This is a genomic window from Paraburkholderia sp. A1RI-2L, from assembly GCF_048957375.1.
Classification (GTDB): domain Bacteria; phylum Pseudomonadota; class Gammaproteobacteria; order Burkholderiales; family Burkholderiaceae; genus Paraburkholderia.
This window is the reverse complement of the sequence record NZ_JARBTA010000003.1, coordinates 572,540-593,612: the sequence shown is the minus strand read 5'-3', so window position 1 is coordinate 593,612 and position 21,073 is coordinate 572,540. Positions and strand designations below refer to the sequence as shown.

19 protein-coding genes and 1 pseudogene are annotated in these 21,073 nt (G+C 61.6%); 10 read left to right on the top strand and 10 right to left on the bottom strand.

The features are described 5' to 3' along the window. Positions 1-111: 111 nt before the first annotated feature. The 3 genes from PWP93_RS25915 to PWP93_RS25905 all read right to left on the bottom strand — a co-directional run bounded on the left by PWP93_RS25915 (position 112) and on the right by PWP93_RS25905 (position 2,738). Positions 112-261: a hypothetical protein gene (locus tag PWP93_RS25915; protein WP_421047023.1), complete on the bottom strand. Its 150-nt coding sequence runs from the start codon at positions 259-261 to the stop codon at positions 112-114. Positions 262-417: 156 nt separating this feature from the next. Next, entirely contained in the window at positions 418-1,191 is a 774-nt protein-coding gene (locus PWP93_RS25910) for a slipin family protein (protein ID WP_421027863.1), read from the bottom strand. Then, positions 1,188-2,738, bottom strand: coding sequence for an NfeD family protein (locus PWP93_RS25905; protein ID WP_421046595.1), 1,551 nt, complete (start codon positions 2,736-2,738; stop codon positions 1,188-1,190). The genes PWP93_RS25910 and PWP93_RS25905 overlap by 4 nt, the downstream gene beginning before the upstream one ends. Before the next feature lie 178 nt (positions 2,739-2,916). Between PWP93_RS25905 and PWP93_RS25900 the strand changes: the two genes are divergently transcribed. Beyond that, positions 2,917-3,189, top strand: a complete 273-nt coding sequence (locus PWP93_RS25900) for a hypothetical protein (RefSeq protein WP_421046594.1) — start codon at positions 2,917-2,919, stop codon at positions 3,187-3,189. Positions 3,190-3,253: 64 nt separating this feature from the next. On the opposite strand, the gene PWP93_RS25895 is transcribed toward PWP93_RS25900, so the two are convergent. Continuing rightward, positions 3,254-3,547 carry a GYD domain-containing protein gene (locus PWP93_RS25895; RefSeq protein WP_421046593.1) on the bottom strand — a complete coding sequence of 98 codons (294 nt, stop codon included), beginning with the start codon at positions 3,545-3,547 and terminating at the stop codon, positions 3,254-3,256. A 499-nt stretch (positions 3,548-4,046) separates the two neighbouring features. Here PWP93_RS25895 and PWP93_RS25890 point away from each other — a divergent pair, with 499 nt between their 5' ends. Continuing rightward, positions 4,047-4,259, top strand: coding sequence for a DUF1059 domain-containing protein (locus PWP93_RS25890; RefSeq protein WP_421046592.1), 213 nt, complete (start codon positions 4,047-4,049; stop codon positions 4,257-4,259). Here the strand turns inward: PWP93_RS25890 and PWP93_RS25885 are convergent. Further along, the gene (locus PWP93_RS25885) at positions 4,217-5,656 is read right to left on the bottom strand and encodes a sensor histidine kinase (protein WP_421046591.1); all 1,440 of its coding nucleotides are present in this window, start codon (positions 5,654-5,656) and stop codon (positions 4,217-4,219) included. The two genes, PWP93_RS25890 and PWP93_RS25885, sit on opposite strands and share 43 nt — an antisense overlap. Next, positions 5,643-6,308: a response regulator transcription factor gene (locus PWP93_RS25880; RefSeq protein ID WP_421046590.1), complete on the bottom strand. Its 666-nt coding sequence runs from the start codon at positions 6,306-6,308 to the stop codon at positions 5,643-5,645. The genes PWP93_RS25885 and PWP93_RS25880 overlap by 14 nt, the downstream gene beginning before the upstream one ends. 97 nt (positions 6,309-6,405) lie before the next feature. On the opposite strand from PWP93_RS25880, the gene PWP93_RS25875 reads away from it, so the two are divergent. Next, positions 6,406-7,446 carry an ABC transporter substrate-binding protein gene (locus tag PWP93_RS25875; protein ID WP_421046589.1) on the top strand — a complete coding sequence of 347 codons (1,041 nt, stop codon included), beginning with the start codon at positions 6,406-6,408 and terminating at the stop codon, positions 7,444-7,446. 69 nt (positions 7,447-7,515) lie between these two features. Beyond that, positions 7,516-8,784: an MFS transporter gene (locus PWP93_RS25870; protein ID WP_421047000.1), complete on the top strand. Its 1,269-nt coding sequence runs from the start codon at positions 7,516-7,518 to the stop codon at positions 8,782-8,784. Between the two features lie 66 nt (positions 8,785-8,850). Here PWP93_RS25870 and PWP93_RS25865 read toward each other — a convergent pair whose 3' ends face one another. From PWP93_RS25865 to PWP93_RS25855, 3 genes are all read right to left on the bottom strand, one after another. Further along, a complete protein-coding gene (locus PWP93_RS25865) occupies positions 8,851-9,960 on the bottom strand; it encodes an S-(hydroxymethyl)glutathione dehydrogenase/class III alcohol dehydrogenase (RefSeq protein WP_421046588.1) in 1,110 nt (369 codons plus the stop codon). 39 nt (positions 9,961-9,999) lie between these two features. Next, the gene (frmR, locus tag PWP93_RS25860) at positions 10,000-10,275 is read right to left on the bottom strand and encodes a formaldehyde-responsive transcriptional repressor FrmR (RefSeq protein ID WP_421027856.1); all 276 of its coding nucleotides are present in this window, start codon (positions 10,273-10,275) and stop codon (positions 10,000-10,002) included. 83 nt (positions 10,276-10,358) lie between these two features. Beyond that, positions 10,359-10,559, bottom strand: a complete 201-nt coding sequence (locus tag PWP93_RS25855) for a DUF2905 domain-containing protein (RefSeq protein WP_421027855.1) — start codon at positions 10,557-10,559, stop codon at positions 10,359-10,361. A 254-nt stretch (positions 10,560-10,813) separates the two neighbouring features. Between PWP93_RS25855 and PWP93_RS25850 the strand changes: the two genes are divergently transcribed. The 6 genes and pseudogenes from PWP93_RS25850 to PWP93_RS25825 all read left to right on the top strand — a co-directional run bounded on the left by PWP93_RS25850 (position 10,814) and on the right by PWP93_RS25825 (position 19,062). Beyond that, positions 10,814-13,351: a type VI secretion system Vgr family protein gene (locus PWP93_RS25850; RefSeq protein WP_421046587.1), complete on the top strand. Its 2,538-nt coding sequence runs from the start codon at positions 10,814-10,816 to the stop codon at positions 13,349-13,351. 5 nt (positions 13,352-13,356) lie between these two features. Then, on the top strand, positions 13,357-14,358 hold the full coding sequence (locus PWP93_RS25845) for a DUF4123 domain-containing protein (RefSeq protein WP_421046586.1): 1,002 nt from the start codon (positions 13,357-13,359) through the stop codon (positions 14,356-14,358). A gap of 45 nt (positions 14,359-14,403) precedes the next feature. Next, entirely contained in the window at positions 14,404-17,247 is a 2,844-nt protein-coding gene (locus tag PWP93_RS25840) for a T6SS effector BTH_I2691 family protein (RefSeq protein WP_421046585.1), read from the top strand. A 2-nt stretch (positions 17,248-17,249) separates the two neighbouring features. Further along, a complete protein-coding gene (locus PWP93_RS25835) occupies positions 17,250-17,984 on the top strand; it encodes a putative type VI secretion system effector (RefSeq protein ID WP_421046584.1) in 735 nt (244 codons plus the stop codon). A gap of 10 nt (positions 17,985-17,994) precedes the next feature. Further along, positions 17,995-18,722: pseudogene (locus tag PWP93_RS25830) on the top strand (putative type VI secretion system effector). Between the two features lie 64 nt (positions 18,723-18,786). Further along, entirely contained in the window at positions 18,787-19,062 is a 276-nt protein-coding gene (locus PWP93_RS25825) for a PAAR domain-containing protein (protein WP_421046583.1), read from the top strand. An 11-nt stretch (positions 19,063-19,073) separates the two neighbouring features. Here the strand turns inward: PWP93_RS25825 and tssF are convergent, their stop codons facing one another. Further along, on the bottom strand, positions 19,074-20,882 hold the full coding sequence (gene tssF, locus PWP93_RS25820; protein WP_421046582.1) for a type VI secretion system baseplate subunit TssF: 1,809 nt from the start codon (positions 20,880-20,882) through the stop codon (positions 19,074-19,076). Positions 20,883-21,073: the final 191 nt, after the last annotated feature.

The following is a 21,073-nucleotide window of genomic DNA, read 5'->3' as shown; positions in this document are numbered from 1 at the left end:
CCAAGCGTACGCGAGGCAGGAGTCAGCGGGTATTGGACTTTGGTCTCATACCCGCGCGGGAAGTATTAGTGCAAATCGGCGTCCGGGCGGGCCGCCGCACGGCGGGGCGAATCAGCCATGGACGGGGAAGCGCTTCGTCAGCTCGGCCACCTGCGCCTTCACGCGTTCGATGGTTGCGGCGTCTTCCGGGTTGTCCAGCACGTCGCCAATCAGGTTGCCCACCTGCTCGGCTTCCTTCACGCCGAAGCCGCGCGTGGTCATGGCCCTCAGCCAGGATCGCAGGCGCGAGGGGATCGCAACGATGGGTTGTTGTGCGGCGCGATGTGTTGTCCGCGTGAATTCACGAATGGCCGAAACGGCGGCAATGGCCAGCCGCCGTTTCGCACTCGCCAATCGCAACGACAACGCCAACCCTTTTCAATTCCCGCGCGGCGAGTTAAAGCGCTCCAGCAGCGAGCTCAGTAAATCGATCGGCAACGGAAACACGATGGTCGAGTTCTTGTCGGCGGCGATAGTGGTGAGCGTCTGCAAATAGCGCAATTGCATGGCCTGCGGCTGCTGCGCGAGCCGCTGCGCGGCTTGCAGCAATTTTTCGGAAGCTTGCAGCTCGCCTTCCGCGTGAATCACTTTCGCGCGCCGTTCGCGCTCTGCCTCGGCCTGGCGCGCGATGGCGCGGATCATCGTCTCGTTGAGGTCCACGTGCTTGATCTCGACAGTGGAGACCTTGATGCCCCACGCGTCGGTTTGCGCATCGAGCGTCTTCTGGATATCGGCGTTCAATTGCTCGCGCTCCGCGAGCAACGCGTCGAGTTCGTGCTTGCCCAGCACCGCACGCAGCGTGGTTTGCGCGAGCTGGCTGGTGGCCTCGAAAAAGCGCGCGACCTGAATCACGGCCTTTTCCGGATCGACCACGCGAAAGTAGACCACGGCGTTGACTTTCACCGAGACGTTGTCGCGCGTGATCACGTCCTGGGCGGGCACGTCGAACACGACGGTGCGTAAATCGATGCGCACGACCTGCTGCACGACGGGAATGATGAGCACGAGCCCCGGCCCCTTGACCTTCCAGAAGCGGCCGAGCATGAACACCACGCCGCGCTCGTACTCCCGGAAAATGCGAATGGCCGAAACGGCGAGCATGATGGCCAGCACGACCAGGAGACTCGTGAAGCCGAAGGTGTAGCCGATCATGAATGTCCTCCGTGATGTGCTTCGCGCAGCGGCGCTTCATGCAGCGGCGCGACGCTCAACAGCAGGCCGTGGCGACCCGTTACGCGCACCTGGCTGCCCGTGGCGAGCGGCACCTCGCAAGTCACGCGCCAGCGTTCGCCATGCACGCGCGCCCAGCCCGAGGCCGCCGCGTGATCGGGCGTCAGGCCATCGTCGATGATTTCGCCGATGCTGCCGACCATCGCTTCCGCGCCGCTCACCACCGGGCGGCGCCGCGCGCGCAGCGCCACGCTGGAGACCGCCGCGACAAACGCCGCGCCGCCGAGCGCAAGGCCCGCGATCAGCGGCAGCGGAATACCGTAGCCTGGCACGTCGGTGTTGATCAGCATGAGCGCGCCCACGGCGAATGCGACGATGCCGCCGAAGCCGAGCACGCCGAACGTGGGCAGGAACGCCTCGGCAATCAGGCACGCGAGCCCCAGCATCACGAGACCGAGCCCCGCGTAGTTGATGGGCAGAAGCTGCATCGCGAACAGGCCGACCAGCAGGCAAATTCCGCCGGCTACGCCGGGCAGCACGAAGCCCGGATTTGCGAACTCGAAGAAGAGACCGTAGATGCCGATCGTCAGCAGGATCAACGCGACGTTCGGATCGGCCACGATGGAGAGGAAGTGATTGCGCCAGTCGGGCACGACGTACACGAGCGGCGCGTGCGCGGTGTCGATGCGCACCGTGCCGGCCGCCGTGGCGATGGTGCGGCCGTCGAGCTCGCGTGCGAGATCGGCGGGGTCCTGCGCGATCAGGTCGATCACGTGCTGGTCGAGCGCCTCGCTGGCGGACAGGCTCACCGCCTCGCGCACCGCGCGCTCCGCCCACACGGCGTTGCGCCCGCGCAGTTGCGCGAGGCCGCGAATGTAGGCGGCGGCATCGTGCATGACCTTGCGGGCTTCGGTGGAGGCGGTGTCGGTGGCTTCGTTGCTGGTTTTGTCGTTGGCCTTGCCGTTGGTTTGCCCGCCGGAGGCCGCTCCTGGCGCGCCGCCAATGCCGCCGCCGATCCCCAACTGCACTGGCGAGGCCGCGCCCAGGTTGGTGCCGGGCGCCATGGCCGCGACATGGCTCGCGTAGACGATATAGGTTCCCGCGCTCGCGGCGCGCGCGCCGCCGGGCGCCACGAACGCGGCCACCGGCACGGGCGAGCCGAGGATCGCCTTGATGATCTGGCGCATCGAGGTGTCGAGGCCGCCTGGCGTGTCGAGTTGGAGAATCGCGAGCTGCGCGTGTTGCTGCGCCGCATGCTCGAGCGTGCGGACGATGAAATCGGCGCTGGCGGGGCCGATGGCGCCGTTGACGGTCATCACGACGACCGCGCGCTGTGCATCCGCTGGGGCGCGCTGAGCCAGAGCCATGGCGCTGACTGACTCGAGCGCCGCCACCGCCGCGCAAACCACCAGCAGCGCCGCAAAAAGCGCGGCGCGCGCGAGCCGCGCCCGCAGAGGGTGGCGCGGCGGGCGACGATGGGGCGGAGGCGCGTCGTGCTCCGCCGCCCGGGTGGGGCGATGAGCGCGCATCGGAACGTCCGGACGGGCAAATGGAAATGGCCCGATATTTAAGAGTAGGTGGTTTTCTGGGGAAGGGGGCCGCCAGATGAGCCAATGTCCAGACTTTCGCCGCTATGGGCGGTTATTGCTGGATACGAAGATGACCGATCCTTTTGAAAGGGTCGATAACTAATTTAGGAAAAATCGGATGTCGAGTTTGACGGGGAATGAAGACACTGCGGATCCTGTAAAAACGTCCGTGGGCCTCAGAGATGCAAGCTCAACAACCATCAACTCGAGGGGCGACACCGGCGCGTTGGACGCCGTGATCAAGGGCATCCTCCTTAAGCAGCAAAACATCATCAATACCTTCGATTTGGGCGTCAGGCATTTTCCGATCGAACTCGCGGTGATGAACTACTCGCCCGAATTTGCCAAGGCGGTGAGTACATTACCGGTTCGCACGGGGGCGACTGGTTGATGATCGAGCGCGGTTGCGTCGTTCGGATCAGGTAGGCACCCGCGCCCCTCGTTCAGCGCCCGCCTCAAGGCAGCTTGCCAAGCACGGCGCCGAACTCGTCCTTGCTCATCGCGCGCAGCGTTTGCGTGCGGATATTGCCGAGCGAGCCGAGCGCCAGGCCGAACGCCATGAAGCTTTGTTCATCCGGCGCTTCGACGATCGTGACGATGTCGTATTTCCCCAGTGTCCAATAAATTTCCTTCATTTCGCAGCCGAAGGTTTTGGCCATTTCCGCGGCCTGGCCGGCGCGCTGCGCGCTGTTGCGGACGGTGCGAATGCCCTGGTCGGTGAACTGCGCAAGAACCACATAGGTCGACATGACGGCTCCTCGTACGTTGACATCGGGTTGGGATACGCGCGCGATTCGCATATCGCGCGTTAGCACGGACTGGCTGAATTTCTGGCGACCGATTCAATGTGTCGAATCAAGGCGGATTTCGCACGCGCGGTTCAATGCGTGCAATCGGTCGGGAAAGCGTGAAAGACGGGCTTTCGGAATGGCTGCGGGCGCAGCGTGGCTGGCCGGGACGTGGAGCCCCAGCCGACGAGCGCTTCGCGAAACGGCTCGTACCCCGGTAGCCGGCGCGGCTCGAAGCTAAATTAGCTAACCTGAATGATCAAGCTCGATAAATAATATCTTTCTCGTTTAATTTGCGTACTTAATTCGCAAAGTTAAATCAGATTATTGTTATGCGCCGCTTTATTTTAATAGTTTAGCAAACGCATTAAGCGGATTCTATAATTTTTACGCATTCGCGGACTGCTCGCGAATGCGTACGTCGTATTGCGCTGCTAACCTCACAACGAGGAGTCTCGCCATGACTCGAAAGTACATTGATTGCAGGGAGTTCCCCAGCGAGATGAACTGCACGGTTGCGATCTCGGCGGATTCGGACTCGGAACTTCTGGAGGCCGCCGTGCAGCACGCGGTAAGCGTGCACCATCACGCCGATTCGCCGGAACTGCGCGCACAGATCAGTCAGCTCTTTCACGAAGGCTCGCCGCCTGCAGCGTCGCCACGCGCGGCATGAGCGAGAGCGGGGGCGACAGGAAACATTAATACGACAGCAAATCCCCCGCTCGCCGGAAACGCAAAACCCACACGCCCGTGATGCGCCTTCATGACTTCGGCAACAATCGCGAGCCCGAGCCCGGAGCCGCTGCGTCGCGGCGCGCCATCGGCCTCGAAGCGCTCGAACGGTCTGAGCGCGGCGTCCCAATGCTCACGCGGGATGCCGCGCCCGTTATCGGTCACTGTCAACGTTAGCGCGTCGTCGGCAGTGGCCACGCGCACGACGATCTCATCGGCGTCGCCGTGCAGCAATGCGTTGTGCAGCACGTTCGAAAGCGCTTCCTGAAGGCTGATCGGGTCGCCGGCAATCATCGCGCCCGGCGCATCGCTTTCGAATGCCACCTGCACGTCGCGTTCGCCTGCGAGCGGGATGGTGCGCCCGATCGCCTCGCGCGCGAGCGCAACCAGGTCCACGGGTTGCAGCGGCACCGCCTCGGTGCGGTGAATCACCATCGCGTGATTGAGCAGTTGCCCCGTGAGCCGGCCAACATCGGAGCAGGTCGTGCGCAAGGCGTCGAGTCCCTGCGCATAGCGGGCGGGATCGGTCTCGCCGCTGAGCAGTTCGATTTGCGCATCGAGCCGCGCGATGGGCGTGCGCATCTGATGCGCGGCATCGGCAATGAAGCGCTGCATGGCCGTCATGCGTTCGGCCAGGCGGCCAATCAGCCCGTTGATGGCCCCGATGATCGCGTTGATTTCGCTGGGCGTGTCGTGCTCCACGGGCCGCAGGTCGGCGGGGTCGCGCGCGGCGATGATGGTCTCGATGCGCGCGAGCGGCCGCAGGCCGCGCCGGATTGCCAGCCCGCTGGCGCCGATGGCGAGCACGCTCATCATCAGAATGAGCGTCCAGACCTTGAAGCTCATGTCGTTCGTCAGTTGCTGGCGCGCATTGGTTGTTTGCGCAACGGTCACGACGGCCCAGCCGGGCGTGCGTTCCTCCGGCATGTAGCGGGCGATGGTGGCTGTGCGGATGCGCTGGTTCTGGTAAGCGCCGTTCGCGAACTCGGTGCCTTGCCGTCCGGCTGCCTTGCCGGCCGCACCGGGAAGGTCGCCATAGCCCGCCACCACGACGCCGCGCGAATCGACCACCTTGTAATAGACGAGGTCGTAGCGCGAGAGCGAGGACAGCGCCGCCACGGGCGGATTGAGGGCGAGCACGCCGCCCTGCACGTAAAGATTTTCGGCGACCTGAATGGCCGCGCCGGCCAGCAACTGGTCGTAGGCGCGCTCGGCGGCGACGCCCGCGTAGTAGCGCGCGATGACGGCGAGTGCGAGCGCGCCGGAGGCCACCACGAGCGCGATGAAGAGCAGCGTGCGCCCGAGCAGCGTTTTGCGGAACCAGTCAAAGCGCAGCAATTTGATATCCCATGCCGCGCGCGGTGCGGATTTCCACCGTGCTGCCTTGCAGCTTCTTGCGCACGCGCGTGACATATTGCTCGACGGCGTTGGCGCTGGGTTCGTGGCCGAAGCTGAACAACTGGTTCAGCAATTCTTCCTTCGAGTAGATGCGCTGCGGGCGGCTCGCGAGAATTTCGAGCAGCGCGAACTCCTGGCGCGAGAGTGCTAGCGGCTTGCCGTCGAGTTCCGCGAGCCGGCTGCTGCGATCGATCGCGAGCCCGCCCACCTTGACGAGGTCGTTCGCGTGGCCGCTATTGCGGCGCAGGAGCGCCTGCACGCGCGCTTCCAGCTCGCGATAGTCGAACGGCTTGACGAGGTAGTCGTCGGCGCCCAGGCCGAGGCCGCTCACGCGGTCGTCGATCGCGGAGCGCGCGGTCACGAGCAGCACCGGCGTGGCGGAGCCTGCCGCGCGCAGATTGCGCAAGATCGCGAAGCCGTCCATCGAAGGCAGCATGACGTCTAGCACGACCAGATCGAAACGCTCGACGCCGAGCAGGCTGTTTGCCATGGCGCCATCGGCTTCGAGATCCACGGCGTGTCCGAGCTTCGTCAGCCGGCTGCGCATCGCCGCGCCGATTTGGGCGTCGTCCTCTACGACCAGAATGCGCATGATGCCGTTCCTGCGGTGTGAGTCATGGTTGAGTTTGCGGGTTTTCCCGGAGGGGCGGTGTCAGCATTTTCTCAGACTCGCCCGGTAATCTCGCACCATGATTACCAGAACGAGTGGAGACAGCAAGCCGGCATTGCGGCGGCGCGCGTTCGTGGCCGCGGGCCTGAGCGCGGCGCTCGCGCCCGCGCTGGTGCTGTCGAGCCCGCGCACGGTGCGCATTTCGAAGGGCTACGGCTTGCTGTATCTGCCGCTACTGGTGATGGAGAAGCGCCGCTTGTTCGAGCGGCATGCGGTGCGCCAGGGCCTGGGCGCGGTGAGCGTGCAATGGACGCTGCTCGACGGCGGCAATTCGGTGGACGACGCCATGATGGGCGGCACGCTCGATTTCGCGGCCGTGGGCGCGCCCGGTTTCATCGAGTTGTGGGCGCGGGCGCGGGGCATTCCGAATGTCGAGGTGATTGGCGTGAGCGGCTTGTCCACCACGTCGCTTTCGCTGAACACGAACCAGCCGCGCATCGCCACGCTCGGCGATTTCACGAGCGCCGACCGCATCGCGGTGCCGGGCATTCGTACCTCGCTCTCGGCCGTGGTGTTGCAGATGGTGGCGAGCAAGCTGCTCGGGCCGAAGCATTTCGCGCAGCTCGATTCGATCACGGTGAGCCTGCCGCATCCGCAGGCAGTGCAAGCGCTGGTCCGGCATGAAAGCGGCATCACCGCGCATTTCGCGTCGCCGCCGTTTTCCGCGCTCGAACTGAAGCATGCCGGCATCCATCGCGTGGTCAATTCGATCGACGTGCTGGGGTCGCTGACGCTCGATGTCGTGTACGCGCCCAAGCGTCTCGTCGATACCGAGCCCGCACTCGTGCGGGCGTTCCTCGGCGCGCTCGACGAGGCGAACCGGCTGATCGCGCAGGACCGGCAAGCGGCGGCGGCCATCTATGTTGCCGCTTCGGGGCTCGATGTGTCGCACGACGGCGTGATGCAGATGCTCGCCGCGCCCGAGACGCGCTTTTTGGTGTGGCCGGAGCAACTGATGGAGTACGTCGACTTTCTGTACATGGTCGGTACGATCAAGTCCAGGCCGCGCACCTGGAACGAGATGTTCGCCCCCGCGCTGGGCGAGTATCAGCCCGAATAAAACCACAAGGAGTCCGCAGTGAACCCAGCCTCATCCCTCGAACAACAGCCCGCCGAAGAGCGGCTGGTCATGTCGAAGATCGCGCGTCGCCTGATGCCGATCCTCGTCGTGATGTTTCTGATCTCGTTCATCGACCGGCAAAATGTCGGCTTCGCCAAGCTGCAGATGGTGCACAGCCTGCATATGACGGAGACGGCATTCGGTCTTGCGTCGTCGCTGTTCTTCATCGGCTATTTGCTGTTCGAAGTGCCCAGCACGCTCGCGCTGCACCGCTTCGGCGCGCGCGTGTGGCTCGCGCGCATCATGGTCACGTGGGGCGCCATTACCGTGCTGATGGGCTTCACGACCTCCATGCAGGTGTTCTGCGGCTTGCGCCTCGCGCTCGGCATTGCGGAGGCCGGCTTTTATCCGGGCGTGATCTATTACCTCACGCTGTGGTTTCCGCAAAGCTACCGCGCCCGCGTGCTCGGCGTGTTCACGCTCGGCAGCGCGCTCGCCAACATGCTGGGCTCGCTCGTCGGCGGCTGGCTGCTGAGCCTGAGCGGCGTGTGGGGCCTCGAGGGCTGGCAATGGGTGTTCATCGCCACGGGCCTGCCGGCCGTGCTGGTGGGCGTCATGGTGTTCAGGCTGCTGCCGGCTTCGTATCGCGAGGCGGGCTTCCTGAGCGCGCACGAGAAGGAGATTGTTGCGTGCGCACACGAACGCGAGAAGCCCGAGCACGCCGAGCATGCGCATCCTTGGAAGGCGCTGCTCGACCCGCGCGTGATGCTGTTTGCCGCGACCTACATGATGATGTCGACGTCGCTTTACGGCGTGACCTACTGGCTGCCGACGCTCGTGAAATCGTTCGGCGTGTCGAGCAGCACGAACGGCCTGCTGAGCATGCTGCCGTGGGCGATCTCGGTGTTGCTGCTGCTGTATTTGCCGGGGAAACTGCGCCGCGCGAAAAGCATCCTGCGCGCCATCGCGATCGTCGCCGCACTGGGCGCGCTGGGCTTCCTGCTGAGTCTCTTGCTGCCTTCGACGCCGCTGCGCTTTATCGCGCTCGTGTTCGGCGGCGCGTGCATTCCGCTGCTGTACCCGTGCTTCTGGTCGATGCCGCCGCGCTACTTCACCGGCGCGCGGGCGGCAGCCAGTGTCGCGGCCATCAACTCGATCGGCAATCTCGGCGGCTTCTTCGGCCAGAACCTGATGCCATTCGCGGGCAAGGCCACCGGCACCGCGTTCGGCCCGATGATCGTGCCCATCGTCTGCCTCGCCGTGCTCGGCGTGGGCGCGCTCATTGCCTGGGCGCGCTCCGAGCATGGGTACGTAGATGGCGCGGGCGTCTCGGCGTAAGGTCAAGGGCACGCCACGGCGCGCGAGGGCAGCGGATTGCCCTGCGCGCCGCAACGATTGCTTGTCTTAGTAGTGAACCACGGAGCGGATCGACTTGCCTTCGTGCATCAGATCGAAGGCCTCGTTGATGCCCGTGAGCGGCATCGTGTGCGTGACGAACGGCGCGAGCTGGATCTTGCCTTCCATGGCGTCCTGCACCATGCCCGGCAGTTCCGAGCGGCCCTTCACGCCGCCGAAGGCCGTGCCCAGCCAGCGGCGGCCCGTCACCAGCTGGAACGGGCGGGTGGAGATTTCCTGGCCCGCGCCAGCCACGCCGATCACGACCGACTGGCCCCAGCCGCGGTGCGCGCATTCGAGCGCCGCGCGCATCACGTTGACGTTGCCGATGCATTCGAAGCTGTGGTCCACACCCCAGCCCGTCATCTCGACGATCACCTGCTGGATGGGTTTTTCGTGGTCCTTGGGGTTGACGCAGTCGGTGGCCCCGAAGGCGCGCGCCAGATCGAACTTGCCGGGGTTGGTGTCGATGGCGATGATGCGGCCCGCCTTGGCAATCTTCGCGCCCTGGATCACGGCGAGGCCGATGCCGCCCAGGCCGAACACCGCAACCGTATCGCCTTCCTGCACCTTGGCCGTGTTCTTCACCGCGCCAAGGCCCGTGGTCACGCCGCAGCCCAGCAGGCAGACCTGCTCCGGATTGGCTTGCGGGTCGATCTTCGCGAGCGACACCTCGGCCACCACGGTGTATTCGCTGAACGTGGAGCAGCCCATGTAGTGATAGATGGGCTGGCCGTTATAGCTGAAGCGGGTGGTGCCGTCCGGCATCACCCCCTTGCCCTGGGTCGCGCGCACCGCAACGCACAAGTTGGTCTTGCCGCTCTTGCAGAACAGGCACTCGCCGCATTCGGCAGTGTAGAGCGGAATCACATGGTCGCCGGGTTTCACGCTGGTCACGCCTTCGCCCACTTCCACGACGATGCCGGCGCCTTCGTGGCCCAGCACGGCGGGGAAGAGGCCTTCCGGATCGTCGCCCGAAAGCGTGAAGGCGTCGGTGTGGCAGACGCCCGTGTGCGTGATCTTCACCAGCACTTCGCCCTTGCGGGGCGGTTCGACATCGATCTCGACGATCTGGAGCGGCTTGCCCGCCTCGAATGCGACTGCAGCACGTGATTTCATGGGAATCCTTAAGAATGGTGGTCGAACGCTGGGGGTGTCCTAGCGCAAATAGGTTCGGACGAGGCTCACGACATCGTCGATCGAACCGGACGCAGACTCCGTGGTTCCAGTCAGTTGCGTGAACTCTTCGCGCAGATGGCTTTCGAGCACGCCGGCCATGACCCCATTGATTGCGCCGCGAATGGCCGCGAGTTGCTGCAGCACGGGAGCGCAATCGGCGCCTTCCTCCAGCGCGCGTTCCAGCGCGTCCAGCTGCCCGCGCACTTTGCGCACGCGCGTGAGGACGCGTTTCTTTTCTTCAGGGGAATGGGGCATGGCGTTACCGGAATGGTGATACTGGTAGCGAGTATAGGTCAATACTGCCGGGGAGTATAGGGGGCGCGAAGCAGCCCGCGCGCTCAATGCTTCAACAGCCATAGCAGCAAGGACACCACGGCCGACACGAGAATGCCGGTCACGATTGGGAAATAGAAGTCGAGGCCGTCCGTAACGATATGAATGTCGCCCGGCAGCCGGCCGAACGGGATGCGCACGAGCCAGCGCCACCCCATGCCGGCGAGGATGCAGGCGATGCCGACGACAATCAGGAAACGGTTCATGCAGCGCGCTCCCTTGCGTTGGATGGATCAGATTATGATAGGCCGACGGCAAATAAAATCAATGCACCTGGCATATTCTGGATGCGGGATTATTTTCTCTAAAGAACACTGATTTTCTCGATTATCGGTAAAAATGCCTGCCATTTTGTCAAAAAACCAAAAATCCTTGTATTCATCGCGCTTGTTGACCAATTGGGCATTTATAATCGCCGGCTGGCAGAAACTATGACGGATGCCAATCAAGGGAAAGCGGCATGGAATACACCACGCTATATAACGCGCTCAGCCAGCGCGATTCGCAATATAACCGCCTGATCAAGCTCGATTCTCCGCTCGGCACAAACTGGCTATTGCCGCTTCACGTGAAAGGCACGGCCAGATTGGGCCGCGATTATGAATATGTGATCGATGCGGTATCGTCGCGCGGCGACCAGATCGATCTGAATGCGCTGATCGGAAAACCCATCACGTTGCGGATCCAGCAGATGGACGGATCGTATATGCCGATCCATGGCTACGTTCACCGCTTCAGCCGGCTGGGGGCGGACGGGCCGCTCACTTTTTACCAGCTCCGCTTCTCGTCGTGGTTGTACTTTCTGCGCCTGCGCCGCGACATGCGCGACTGGCAGGAGCAGAGCGGCGAGCAGATTCTCACGGATGTCTATAACGAGCACCCGCAGGCGCACGGCGCATTCCGCTTCGACCTGTATAAGCCGCTCCCTTCGTATTCGAACCGCGTGCAGTGGGAATTCGACCTGAATTTCGTCTACCGCAGCATGGAAGAAGTCGGAATATTTCCGTACTTCGAACACGCCGATGACGGGCGCTCGCACACGATGGTCGTCACGGACGATTCGTATTTTCTCCCTGAGCTCAGGCAAGCCGTGGTGCAGTTCGGCCGCATGGGCATTGGCGACGAACTGGACGGCTTCACGCAGTGGCAGGAACAGCGGCAGATCGAGAGCGCACAGTTGACGTCGCGTTCGTTCGACTACAAGCGGCCCGATCTGCCAAGGCAGGTTCAGGGCGTCACCACAGAGAGCGGAAGCGAGCTGCCGACCGATGGCGAGATCTACGATTATCCGGGTGCGTACATGTGGTCGAACCAGGAGCAGGGCGACCGCCGCGCGTTGATCAGGCTGGAAGAACGCATGTCGCGGATGAAGCGCTTTCACGGCTCGGGCGCATTGCGCTGCGCGATGCCGGGGCGGCGCTTCGAACTGCGGGGGCATCCGGTGCACGACAAGGGCAGCAAGGCGGACCGCGAATTCGTGCTGCTGGGGGTCGACTGGCTCATCCGCAACAATTTGCCGGGTCTGGACGGCGTGGCGGATTTCCCGGACGGATTGGCGCGGGAAATTGCGGACGCAAGGAGCGGCGCGACGGTGCACCATGCCGACGGCAGCGAAGGCCTCTTTCAGGTGACGGTCGAGGCGCTGCCGCGCAACGTGCCGTTCCGCAGCCCGTTCGAGCACAACAAGCCGGTGATGCAGTTGCAAAACGGCATCGTTTCCGTACCGGGCGGCGCGGAAGTCTATACCGACGAGCTGAACCGCGCGAAGGTCTGGTTCCCGTGGAACCGGCGCAACGGCCAGGACGAACGCGCGTCGTGCTGGGTGCGCACGACATTCCCGGATGCGGGAGCCAACCGCGGCGGCGTGCAGCCGCTGAGAAAGGGCGATGAGGTTCTGGTCGGTTTCATGGAGGGGGATTGTGACAGGCCTGTCATCATCGCCAGACTCTACGGCGGCGCGACGCAACCCGTGTGGCATTCGAACGGCCTGCTGTCCGGTTACCGCTCGCGCGAGTACGGCGGCACGGGCTACAACCAGCTCGTCATGGACGACTCGACACAGCAGAACCGTGTCCAACTTTATTCGAGCAGCTACCAGTCGCACCTGCATCTGGGTTACCTGATCCAGCACACCGGCAACACGCGTGGCGTTTTTCTCGGCAGCGGCTTCGACCTCAAGTCGGAAGGGTACGGCGCCGTCCGTGCCGGCCAGGGCCTGTACGTGTCGACTCACCCAGCGACCGTCGCACAGCCGATGAACGTGGCGGCTGCGAGCGAGCAGTTGGCAAGCGCCGAAAGCGTGGTGGAACTGGCGTCGCATGCGAGCGCGTCGAACCAGGCCGAGAGTCTGCAGGACGGACAGGACGCGCTGAAAAAATTCACCGACGCCACGCAGTACAGCGTGAGTGGCAGCAGCTCAGGCAGTGGCGGCAATACGGGCGGTGGCGGCATGGGCAACGCCAACGGTTTCTCGACGCCGATCATGCTGATGGCGAGCCCCGCGGGCGTGGGCCTTTCGACACAGGAATCGGCGCAGGTCACGGCGAACCAGCACGTCAACATCGTCAGCGGCAAGAGCACGCATGTGGCCGCCGGCAAGTCGCTGATCGCCAGTGTGATGGAAAAGATCAGCCTGTTCGCGCAAAACGCGGGGATCAAGCTTTTTGCGGCGAAAGGGAAGGTCGAGATTCAGGCGAAAAGCGATGAGATGAAACTTGGGGCGCTCAACGATATAACGATCACGAGCACGGATGGCAGGGTCGTGATCTCGGCGGAAAAGGAAATCTGGATTGGCGCGGGAGGCTCTTACATCAAGATCACGGCTGACTCGATCGAGAACGGGACGAGTGGACAGATCCTGGAGAAGGGCGCGTCGTGGAGCAAGCTGGAGGCATCGGCGATGAGGTTGCCGGCGTCGCTTCAGAGCGTGCCGAACGGCTGCACATGGAAGACGGCCTCCGCTGCCGCCGATAGTGCTTCGAGTGTCGTGTTGGAGTAAGGACGATGGAACAGACAGGCATTCACGGCGCAGGAGCGCAGGAAGGCGCGATCGAGTCGCCGCAAGCTCGGGAGGCGGCGGCAATCGAGAGGACGGTCGACATGCTACGCGCGTATTTCAGCAAGCATCCCGCGATGCGCTGCATTCTGGCCGTGGACCCGAGCCAGCGCGATTTCGCCGAAATGGACGGAGCCGATGCCATGGCGGAATTGCCGCGGACGTTCGTGCAGATCGACCACGAGGCGTTTCCGGAAGCCCATCGGCCATATCTGGTCGAAATGGACCTCGATACGCGCGAAGGAAGGGCGCTTCTCGATGCGAGCGTGCGGCTCGCCTTTGAAGACCGGCGCCCCGCATCGATGGCCCAGGGCCAGGGGCAGTGCATTGGCGGGTGGTTGGCAAGCGAGGCCACGCTCGACGAAGTGGCGGCACATTGGTCCGGCCAGGCGCTGCAGTACGACGAGCAAGGACGCGCTTGTGCACTGCGCTTCTACGACGCGCGTGCGCTCAGCCTGATCTGGCCGATTCTGACCGAATCTCAGCAGCAAGCCCTGCTGGGGCCGGTCAAGGTCTGGCATGCACTCGATGCCTGCGCGAAGCCGCATGCCTATAGCGGCATGGGGCAATCGAGGCGGAGTCTTTCAATTCAAAGGGTGCAATGGCCGGACGTTCATCGGCATGGCCTGATCAACCGGGCGCTCGCGCTGCACGCGCTGGCGAACGGCCGTCAGCCTGAGCCGGCGGAAGTCGACGCGGCAGTTGCTGCTGCGGCGCGCGCGCAGCAGCACGGCTTGCATGACCGTGAGGATCAGCTTGCGTTCATCGGGCATGCGCTCGAGTGGCATCCGCAGTTCGATCGGCATTCCAGGGTTGCGGATGCGTTGCAGCAGATGCAGCCAGGCGATTACTACACGGCGGCCATCGATGCGCTTCAGCCCGATGCAATCGAGGAAATTCGACGCGGCGCGTGGTACGACACGATGAAAGCCTCGTCGCGGATCGGGTGAATCTGGTTTGTGACCTATACACAGTGCACAGTGCGAAGAATAGAAATGGCTATGACCCAACAAGATTGCGTGAACTGCAAGAAGACCGGCTTGGCGATCTTGCCTGTTCGCTACACCGTCCTGCCACATACCGTTCCCGCAAAACTGCCCGAGGGAATTACGGGCGCGGGTGTCACGGATGTCCCGTTGACTACGCACCGATATGGGTTGCGCACGCTTCGGGACGGTTGGCTTTATCTCTACTATGTCGCAAGTGCGAGAGGTCCCGGTCGTTGGGAGGTGTACAAGGTGACTGAGGACGGACGTCTGTGGAAACAGTCGCGTCCCTTGCCCGCGACACCCACCACGCATCCTGCATGTGCTCAATGCGCGATTGCTGTGCCAATGGATGTCATTGCGATCGAGTGTCCAGAGAAATGCACCGATCGCGTCTACATTGCATTCTCCGAGCATGCGTGGATCGAAGACACCTTCAAGCAGTACGAGTCGGACCAGGCGCTGCTCAAGAAACGTATGCAGTGGATCGAGCCGTCCAAGTGGCTCAAGGATCCCACGGATCCGCAAAAGCACGCCACGGTTGCGACTCAGCAGAGTATCGACAGCGTCATCGAATATATGCCGGGTCTCGATCCCAAGCTGCTCGTGCCGAAAGACGAGCCGTTGACGGATAAAAGCGGCGCGTACAAACCAGCGCTGATGGCGCGCGAATCGACGCGTTACCCGCTGCACATCCGCCAGGCTTCGCCGCTTTCATCGAGCGAGTCGCTGGTCAAGCTGATGAACCAGATCGGCTCGACTGGAAAAGATCAGCATCATCCGCCGATGATGCTGGCCTTGTGGGACGGCGTAGGCAACGTTCACGAACTCAACGACTTCCGCAACGACGCCGGCAGCATGCTGGCCTTGTATGTCAATGAGCGGGCCGTGCAGATCGATGCAATGCAGTCGATCGATGCGGCCGAAGCCGCTGTGCGCAATGGGGCGGTGGCGTTCAAGAGCCGCTTGCGCTCCGGCATGCAAGCCGGCTGGGAAAATATGATAAACAACCCGGGGGCGATGGATGGCATCCCGAGCTTCCCTATGCTGACCCCGCAGCAGGAGGCGGCTTCGGCGAAGCGGATACAGGATGCCGGCGTGATCAGCCCCGAGGAAGCCAGGAAAATTGGCGATGCCGAGTGGCCGAAATACGAGGACAAGCTGGCGCTGAAAAAGCTCAGGGATTTTCGGCCCTGGTTCAAGTCGGTGCAGGATGCGGTCACCGCGATTCAGGCCAAACGCGCCCCCGATGTGGAGGCGTGGCTGAAGGCGCCTACGTTTATCGCCGCGCTGCACGACTATCACGAAGAAAACGCTGGCGATGGTCGCGAATTTGAAAAGGTCATCATTCAGGCAATCAGTGGCTTGCCTTCGGAGGAGCATGGCGAGGCCATTGTCTACGACCTGGTGAATAACATGGACCCGACGCAGCCCGCCAGTCTCGTCTGGCGCGCCTTTGCCTATAACCAGAAGCATCCGAAAGCGGAGATCAAGGCGCTTCTGGCGCAGGCTATTGCAAACAAGACCACGAAGCCGGATGCGACCGGCGAGGTCATCGAGAAGATCAGCAAGGTACTGGAGAATCTGAAAACGTTCGTTGAGTTCCGGGAAAAGATGAGCGAAGTCCACGAACATGAAAACCCTGTTTCCGTCTCGGAGAAGTATTTGAAGAATATCCACGGTGACGGCCTCATCATCACGGTGGGCAACGCGCTTTTCAAATGGACGGGGTTGGGCGTTTTAGGAGATTGCGCGGGCACGTTCATGATCCGTGGCGCACTCATGATGCGTGTGGGTGTCAGCAAGCAGGATACGATCGACCTCGTCAAACAAGGGTTTAAAGTCGAGCCCGCATTGCGTTTGAAGCTTGATCAGGGATACCGGGCACTCAGAAGCCAGGGCATTGCGGCGAAGGACGCTTTCGTGAGAACGGTGCAGTCGCTTGCAGAGGACGAAGGTGGCCAGCTTTATCGTGCGAAATGGGCGGCGGTCAAGCTTACCGAGGAGGGCAAGGCGATCAACCTCGGGGTAAGGATAGGCGGAACGCTTGCGGTGATCGAACTGTTGAGCTTCGGTTGCAATCTCGCGAAAGCAAACAAGAAGGGCGAGGATTACGCGATGCTGGTGGCGGGCGGATTCTCGTCGATGTCGGCGTGTTTGCAGGCGTCGAGCAAATTGATGGCGGGGCTTGGGAAGGATGCCGGGCGCACGCTGACTAACTTGAAGGCGATTACGGGGTATTTTGGTGGTGCTTCGGCGATGATTGGAACGGTGGTGGATACCGGAAAGGCATTTGAAAGTGGTGGAAAGGGCCAATATTCCGTTGCGTTTGCATATTTTATTAAGGCTGCGCTTGGATTTGGCGCAACTATGGCAAATTTCCTTACGGCTCTGACCTCATCTGCTCCGTTGGTAGCTAGAATTGCAGGAGCGCGTAGTGTTGTGTTTATCGGAAAAATCGGAGCTGGTATTGCAGGCGCAGCTGCTAGATCCACCGCGTTGGCAACTAATGACGCAGGGGGATGGATTGCGCGACAGCGAGCGGCGAACGCTATAGGGAGAGCTGCAGTTGGAACAGCTGCTGAAGAGGCTGGGGTAGTTGTTGGCGAACGTGCCGCCCTGTTGCTAATTGGGCGGGTGGTTCTGTTCCTCGCTGGTTGGGAGGTTGCTGTGGCGCTCGTTGTATTGCAGCTTTTGATCGCATATTTTTCCGATAATGAACTGCAGACATGGTTTGAGAAGTGTACGTTTGGCAAACATCCCGAGAGTCCACAATGGGCGGCGGATAAACAGCATGAAGAATTTGAAAAAGCTCTTTCTGCTGTCGGCCTGAAGGCGAGTGAGGGTTCGTAACGATGACGATTAATAGACAGGCGCCTTCCACGGTTCTGCTTCGCGGGCGCATCCACAATCTGCGCAAGACGCGTTGTAGCCAGGACTTCTTTTTCAATGACTTGGATCGTGCTGCGATAGGGGCTACTGCCATTGCGGCAAGCTTGGCTGGACTGGGCGGTATTGCCGTTGGTCTGAGCGGTGTGACTATGGACACCACTGAAGAAGCCGATTTACTTGAGTTCGAACTTGATGGCAAGCCAGTCAAAGCGTGGGTATGGTGGTCGGTGTTTGCGGAGGGCGATGAGGTAGAGGTTGTTGTGGAGCGCTGGGGTGATACATGGCAGGCGTTCGGCATTCGACGAATTTCGGACAAGATTGTGGCGCTCCACCCCCACTGTAGCCGGGGGCGCTTTGCTCACTATCGGACATCATTCAAGTGGGGAGGCATGGCCTTTGCTGCAGCGATGCTTGTGATTTATTTTATAATGACTTGCTTTGCGATCTTCAAAGGCGGTGTGCCAATTGAAAATATTCTTATAACCTGTGCGCTGGGAACTTTGGGATCGGCGGTAATTTATGCGTTTATTACCTACCGCGTATCGAAAAAAATGATGGGCTTCGTTCGTTTGGCCGAGGGAATCTTTGAGGGATTTGGCTGGAAGAATCCTAGGAGTATTGATCTTCCCGCGATTACGAAGAAGGGAAAGAAACCCGGAGATCCGGGTGCGCTGGGCGTGCTGTATTTCCGCTACTGAATCTGCGCTGATGAGTACCGGTTCTTCGCACAGACAATTGCTTCGCGGACGCATCCACAATCTGCGCAAGACACGTTGCAGTCAGGATTTCTTTTTCGGAGATGCTGATCGAGCCAAGATGGGAGCGACCGCCGTCGCGGCAAGCTTGGCCGGGCTTGGCGGTATCGCCGTTGGGCTGAGCGGCATGGCGATGGACACCACCGAAGAAGCCGACTTACTCGAGTTCGAACTTGATGGCAAGCCAATCAAGGCGTGGGTCTGGTGGTCGGTGTTTGCGGAAGGTGATGAGGTAGAGGTCGTTGCCGAGCGTTGGGGCGATACTTGGCAGGCGTTCGGAATTCGACGAATTTCCGACAAAATTGTAGCGCTCCACCCACACTGTAGTCGGGGTCGCTTTGCTCACTATCGAGCATCGTTCAAGTGGGGGGGATATTTTTTGCATCGATGATGCTTATTCTCTATGCAATTATCGCTGCTTTCGCGATTTTTAAAGGCGGTGCACCATTAGACGTTTTATTTATAGGCTGTGCGATGGGAACTTTGGGGGCAGCCGCGGTCTACGCTTTTATTACCTATCGTGTCTCACGAAAAATGATGGGATTCGTTCGCCTCGCAGAAGGAATATTTGAGGGGTTTGGGTGGCAAGATGCAAAGAACATCGATCTTCCCGCAATTACGAAGAAGGGAAAGAAACCCGGAGATCCGGGTGCGCTCGGCGTCCTGTATTTCCGCTACTAACATTTCCGATATCGACCCTGAATCGCCGTTCAAACGGCGGAATCATCCACCCACGAAATCTCCCATGACCAAATCCCTGATCTGCAACGGCGACCCCACCACCACCGGCGGCCACGTCATCGCAACAACCTCCAGCTTGTACGACGGCAACAGACGCATCGCGCTGGATCAGGAAATGGCGACGTGCGGCAATTGCCCGGGCGAGCATCCAATCCGCGCCACGGGCACCGACATGCAAGACAACGGCCGGGCGTGCGTGCTGGATGGCGATCTGGTCCAGTGCCCGTGCGAAGCGAATCACGTCACAGCTAGCGCCAACGCCGGCTGTACAGTAGCCTGAAAAACACCCCTTCAAACAAGCGGCGCCGTACCGGGCCTCGGTACACACCGCTGAATTTCCACCCCCGTATTCGCGGAAAGCACGACCAGTTGCACGAAACTGACCACAGTCACATGCTGCGCGAACAAACGCTCCATCACGCCGATAAACGCGCTGAGGCTCGCAGCCAGAAATACCGCTTCGTCGACCACGAGCGTGACTTCCAGGCCGCGTACAAGACCCGGCATCGGTTTCTCCGACCACATCATCCTCGAACGGTGGCGAAGGTCCACTAGCCCGTCGATCAGGCGCGCGAGCGTCGGCGAGTGGGCCGTGAACTGACGAAACACTCGCTTCAATTCCCCTAGTCCCGCTCGGGTCAACTCGAACGAGTGGGGCGCCAGTTGCGCGACGAGCTGCCATGGCTGCGCCCCGTCACGCAGCGGGCGCTTGAGTTCCGTGGGGGCGCCCAGCATCGCGATCGGCGTTACGACGCCCTGTTCGCTCGCGAGATCGTCGCCATCTGCATCCAGGCGCATCGTACGTGGATGATTGCCATTCGAGCAGGTGATGGTGGCCGTGATCTGTTCAAATTCCGGCTCTTTCAGGCGTTGTCCGTCGAGCCCGACCAGGCCAATCGCAGTTTCGGTCTTCCCGGAGCCGGCGTTCTTCTCGGCCTGCATAAGAATCCAGTAAGGGCCCGTGAGCGTTTCGGCGCTGCCGTGCATGAGCGAAGTGAATGGGTGGATGGCCATTTTTCTGGCCCTTCCCGTTGTCGCGTGGACAGCATTGACCGACCAGATTTCGCTGCCCGCTACAACCGTTTTCGGCATGTTGACTGGATATGCGCCCGTGACCGGATCGCGCTTGAGCTGCAGCGAGGTAAGCCGGAACAGATTGACGACAGGGGTGCAAAAGAGCTGGATATTTTCTGCGGACAAGTGTTTCAGTCGTTGCGCTGGCCACGAATCCGGATGAACGCGACGAATGGCGAGGTGCAGCGTCAGATGCTGACCGGAGCCTGCGGCGCGCGTGAGCGCCTTGAAATCGAGGTCGACGAAATCGAATTTTTTCGGAAACGCAAAGTATTCGGTCAGCAGACGCAAGGCGGGTTGAGATGCGTCTTCGTCGATCAGCCTTTCCGTGTCGTCGTAGCCAACTGCTGCGAACGGCGATGCATTCAATTGCGTCCAGCGACCCGTGGCATTTTCAACGAAGGATCCCGCTGTATTCAGCATCATGGTATCCATCGTCATGCTGACGATTTCACTCTGACCACCAACATAGATGCGCAACGGACCCGCGATGTCCTCGATGCGAAAATCCGGGCGAATCACCGCGAAGGTGATGGAGAGTATCCCGGTCGTGCCGGCGGGCAGCACGACGCCGGACGGAATAGCGCTCGTAGTTGGCGTGTAACGTGCATTCGATATACGCACGGGCGAAAGCGTCACGTCGTGGACGGTCCGGAAGCGATAGCCCGTTGTCTTGCTGCTGATTTCGGTGCCGCGTGGAATGGTGGCGGGCTTGCTGGTCTTGTCGGACATGTCCGCGACGTCGAACCGGATAATCGCGCATGCGGGAAGCGGCCGCAGGTACTGGGGATACACCATGCCGAGCAGCGCGTCCGTAAACTCCAGATAAGGGTCGTCGAGCCGGTTGACGAGGTTCGCGGCCAGCAGCGCGAACGACTGCAGGAGACGCTCGATATGCATGTCCTCGGAGTGGTCGCCGACGATGCCGAGGCGCGCGGCCATGGCGGGGTGGCGCGCCGCGAAAATCGCCATGGACCGGCGCAGCAATCCGAGTTCTCGTTCGTAGTTCGAAAGCAGGTGATCCATGGTTGGAGGCGCGGCGCGGGTAGTGCGTGATGCGTCGTCATAATACGCAGTCGATCGGTGGATCGATCGATATGTTCCTGGCACTTGCGCAGGGGCAAATGGTCCGATGGAGATTCCGCGATTTAGGGGCGGTTCACGAATCGGTAGCGCTTACGGCACTCAAGGCATAATTCCCTACGCGAACTACCTGT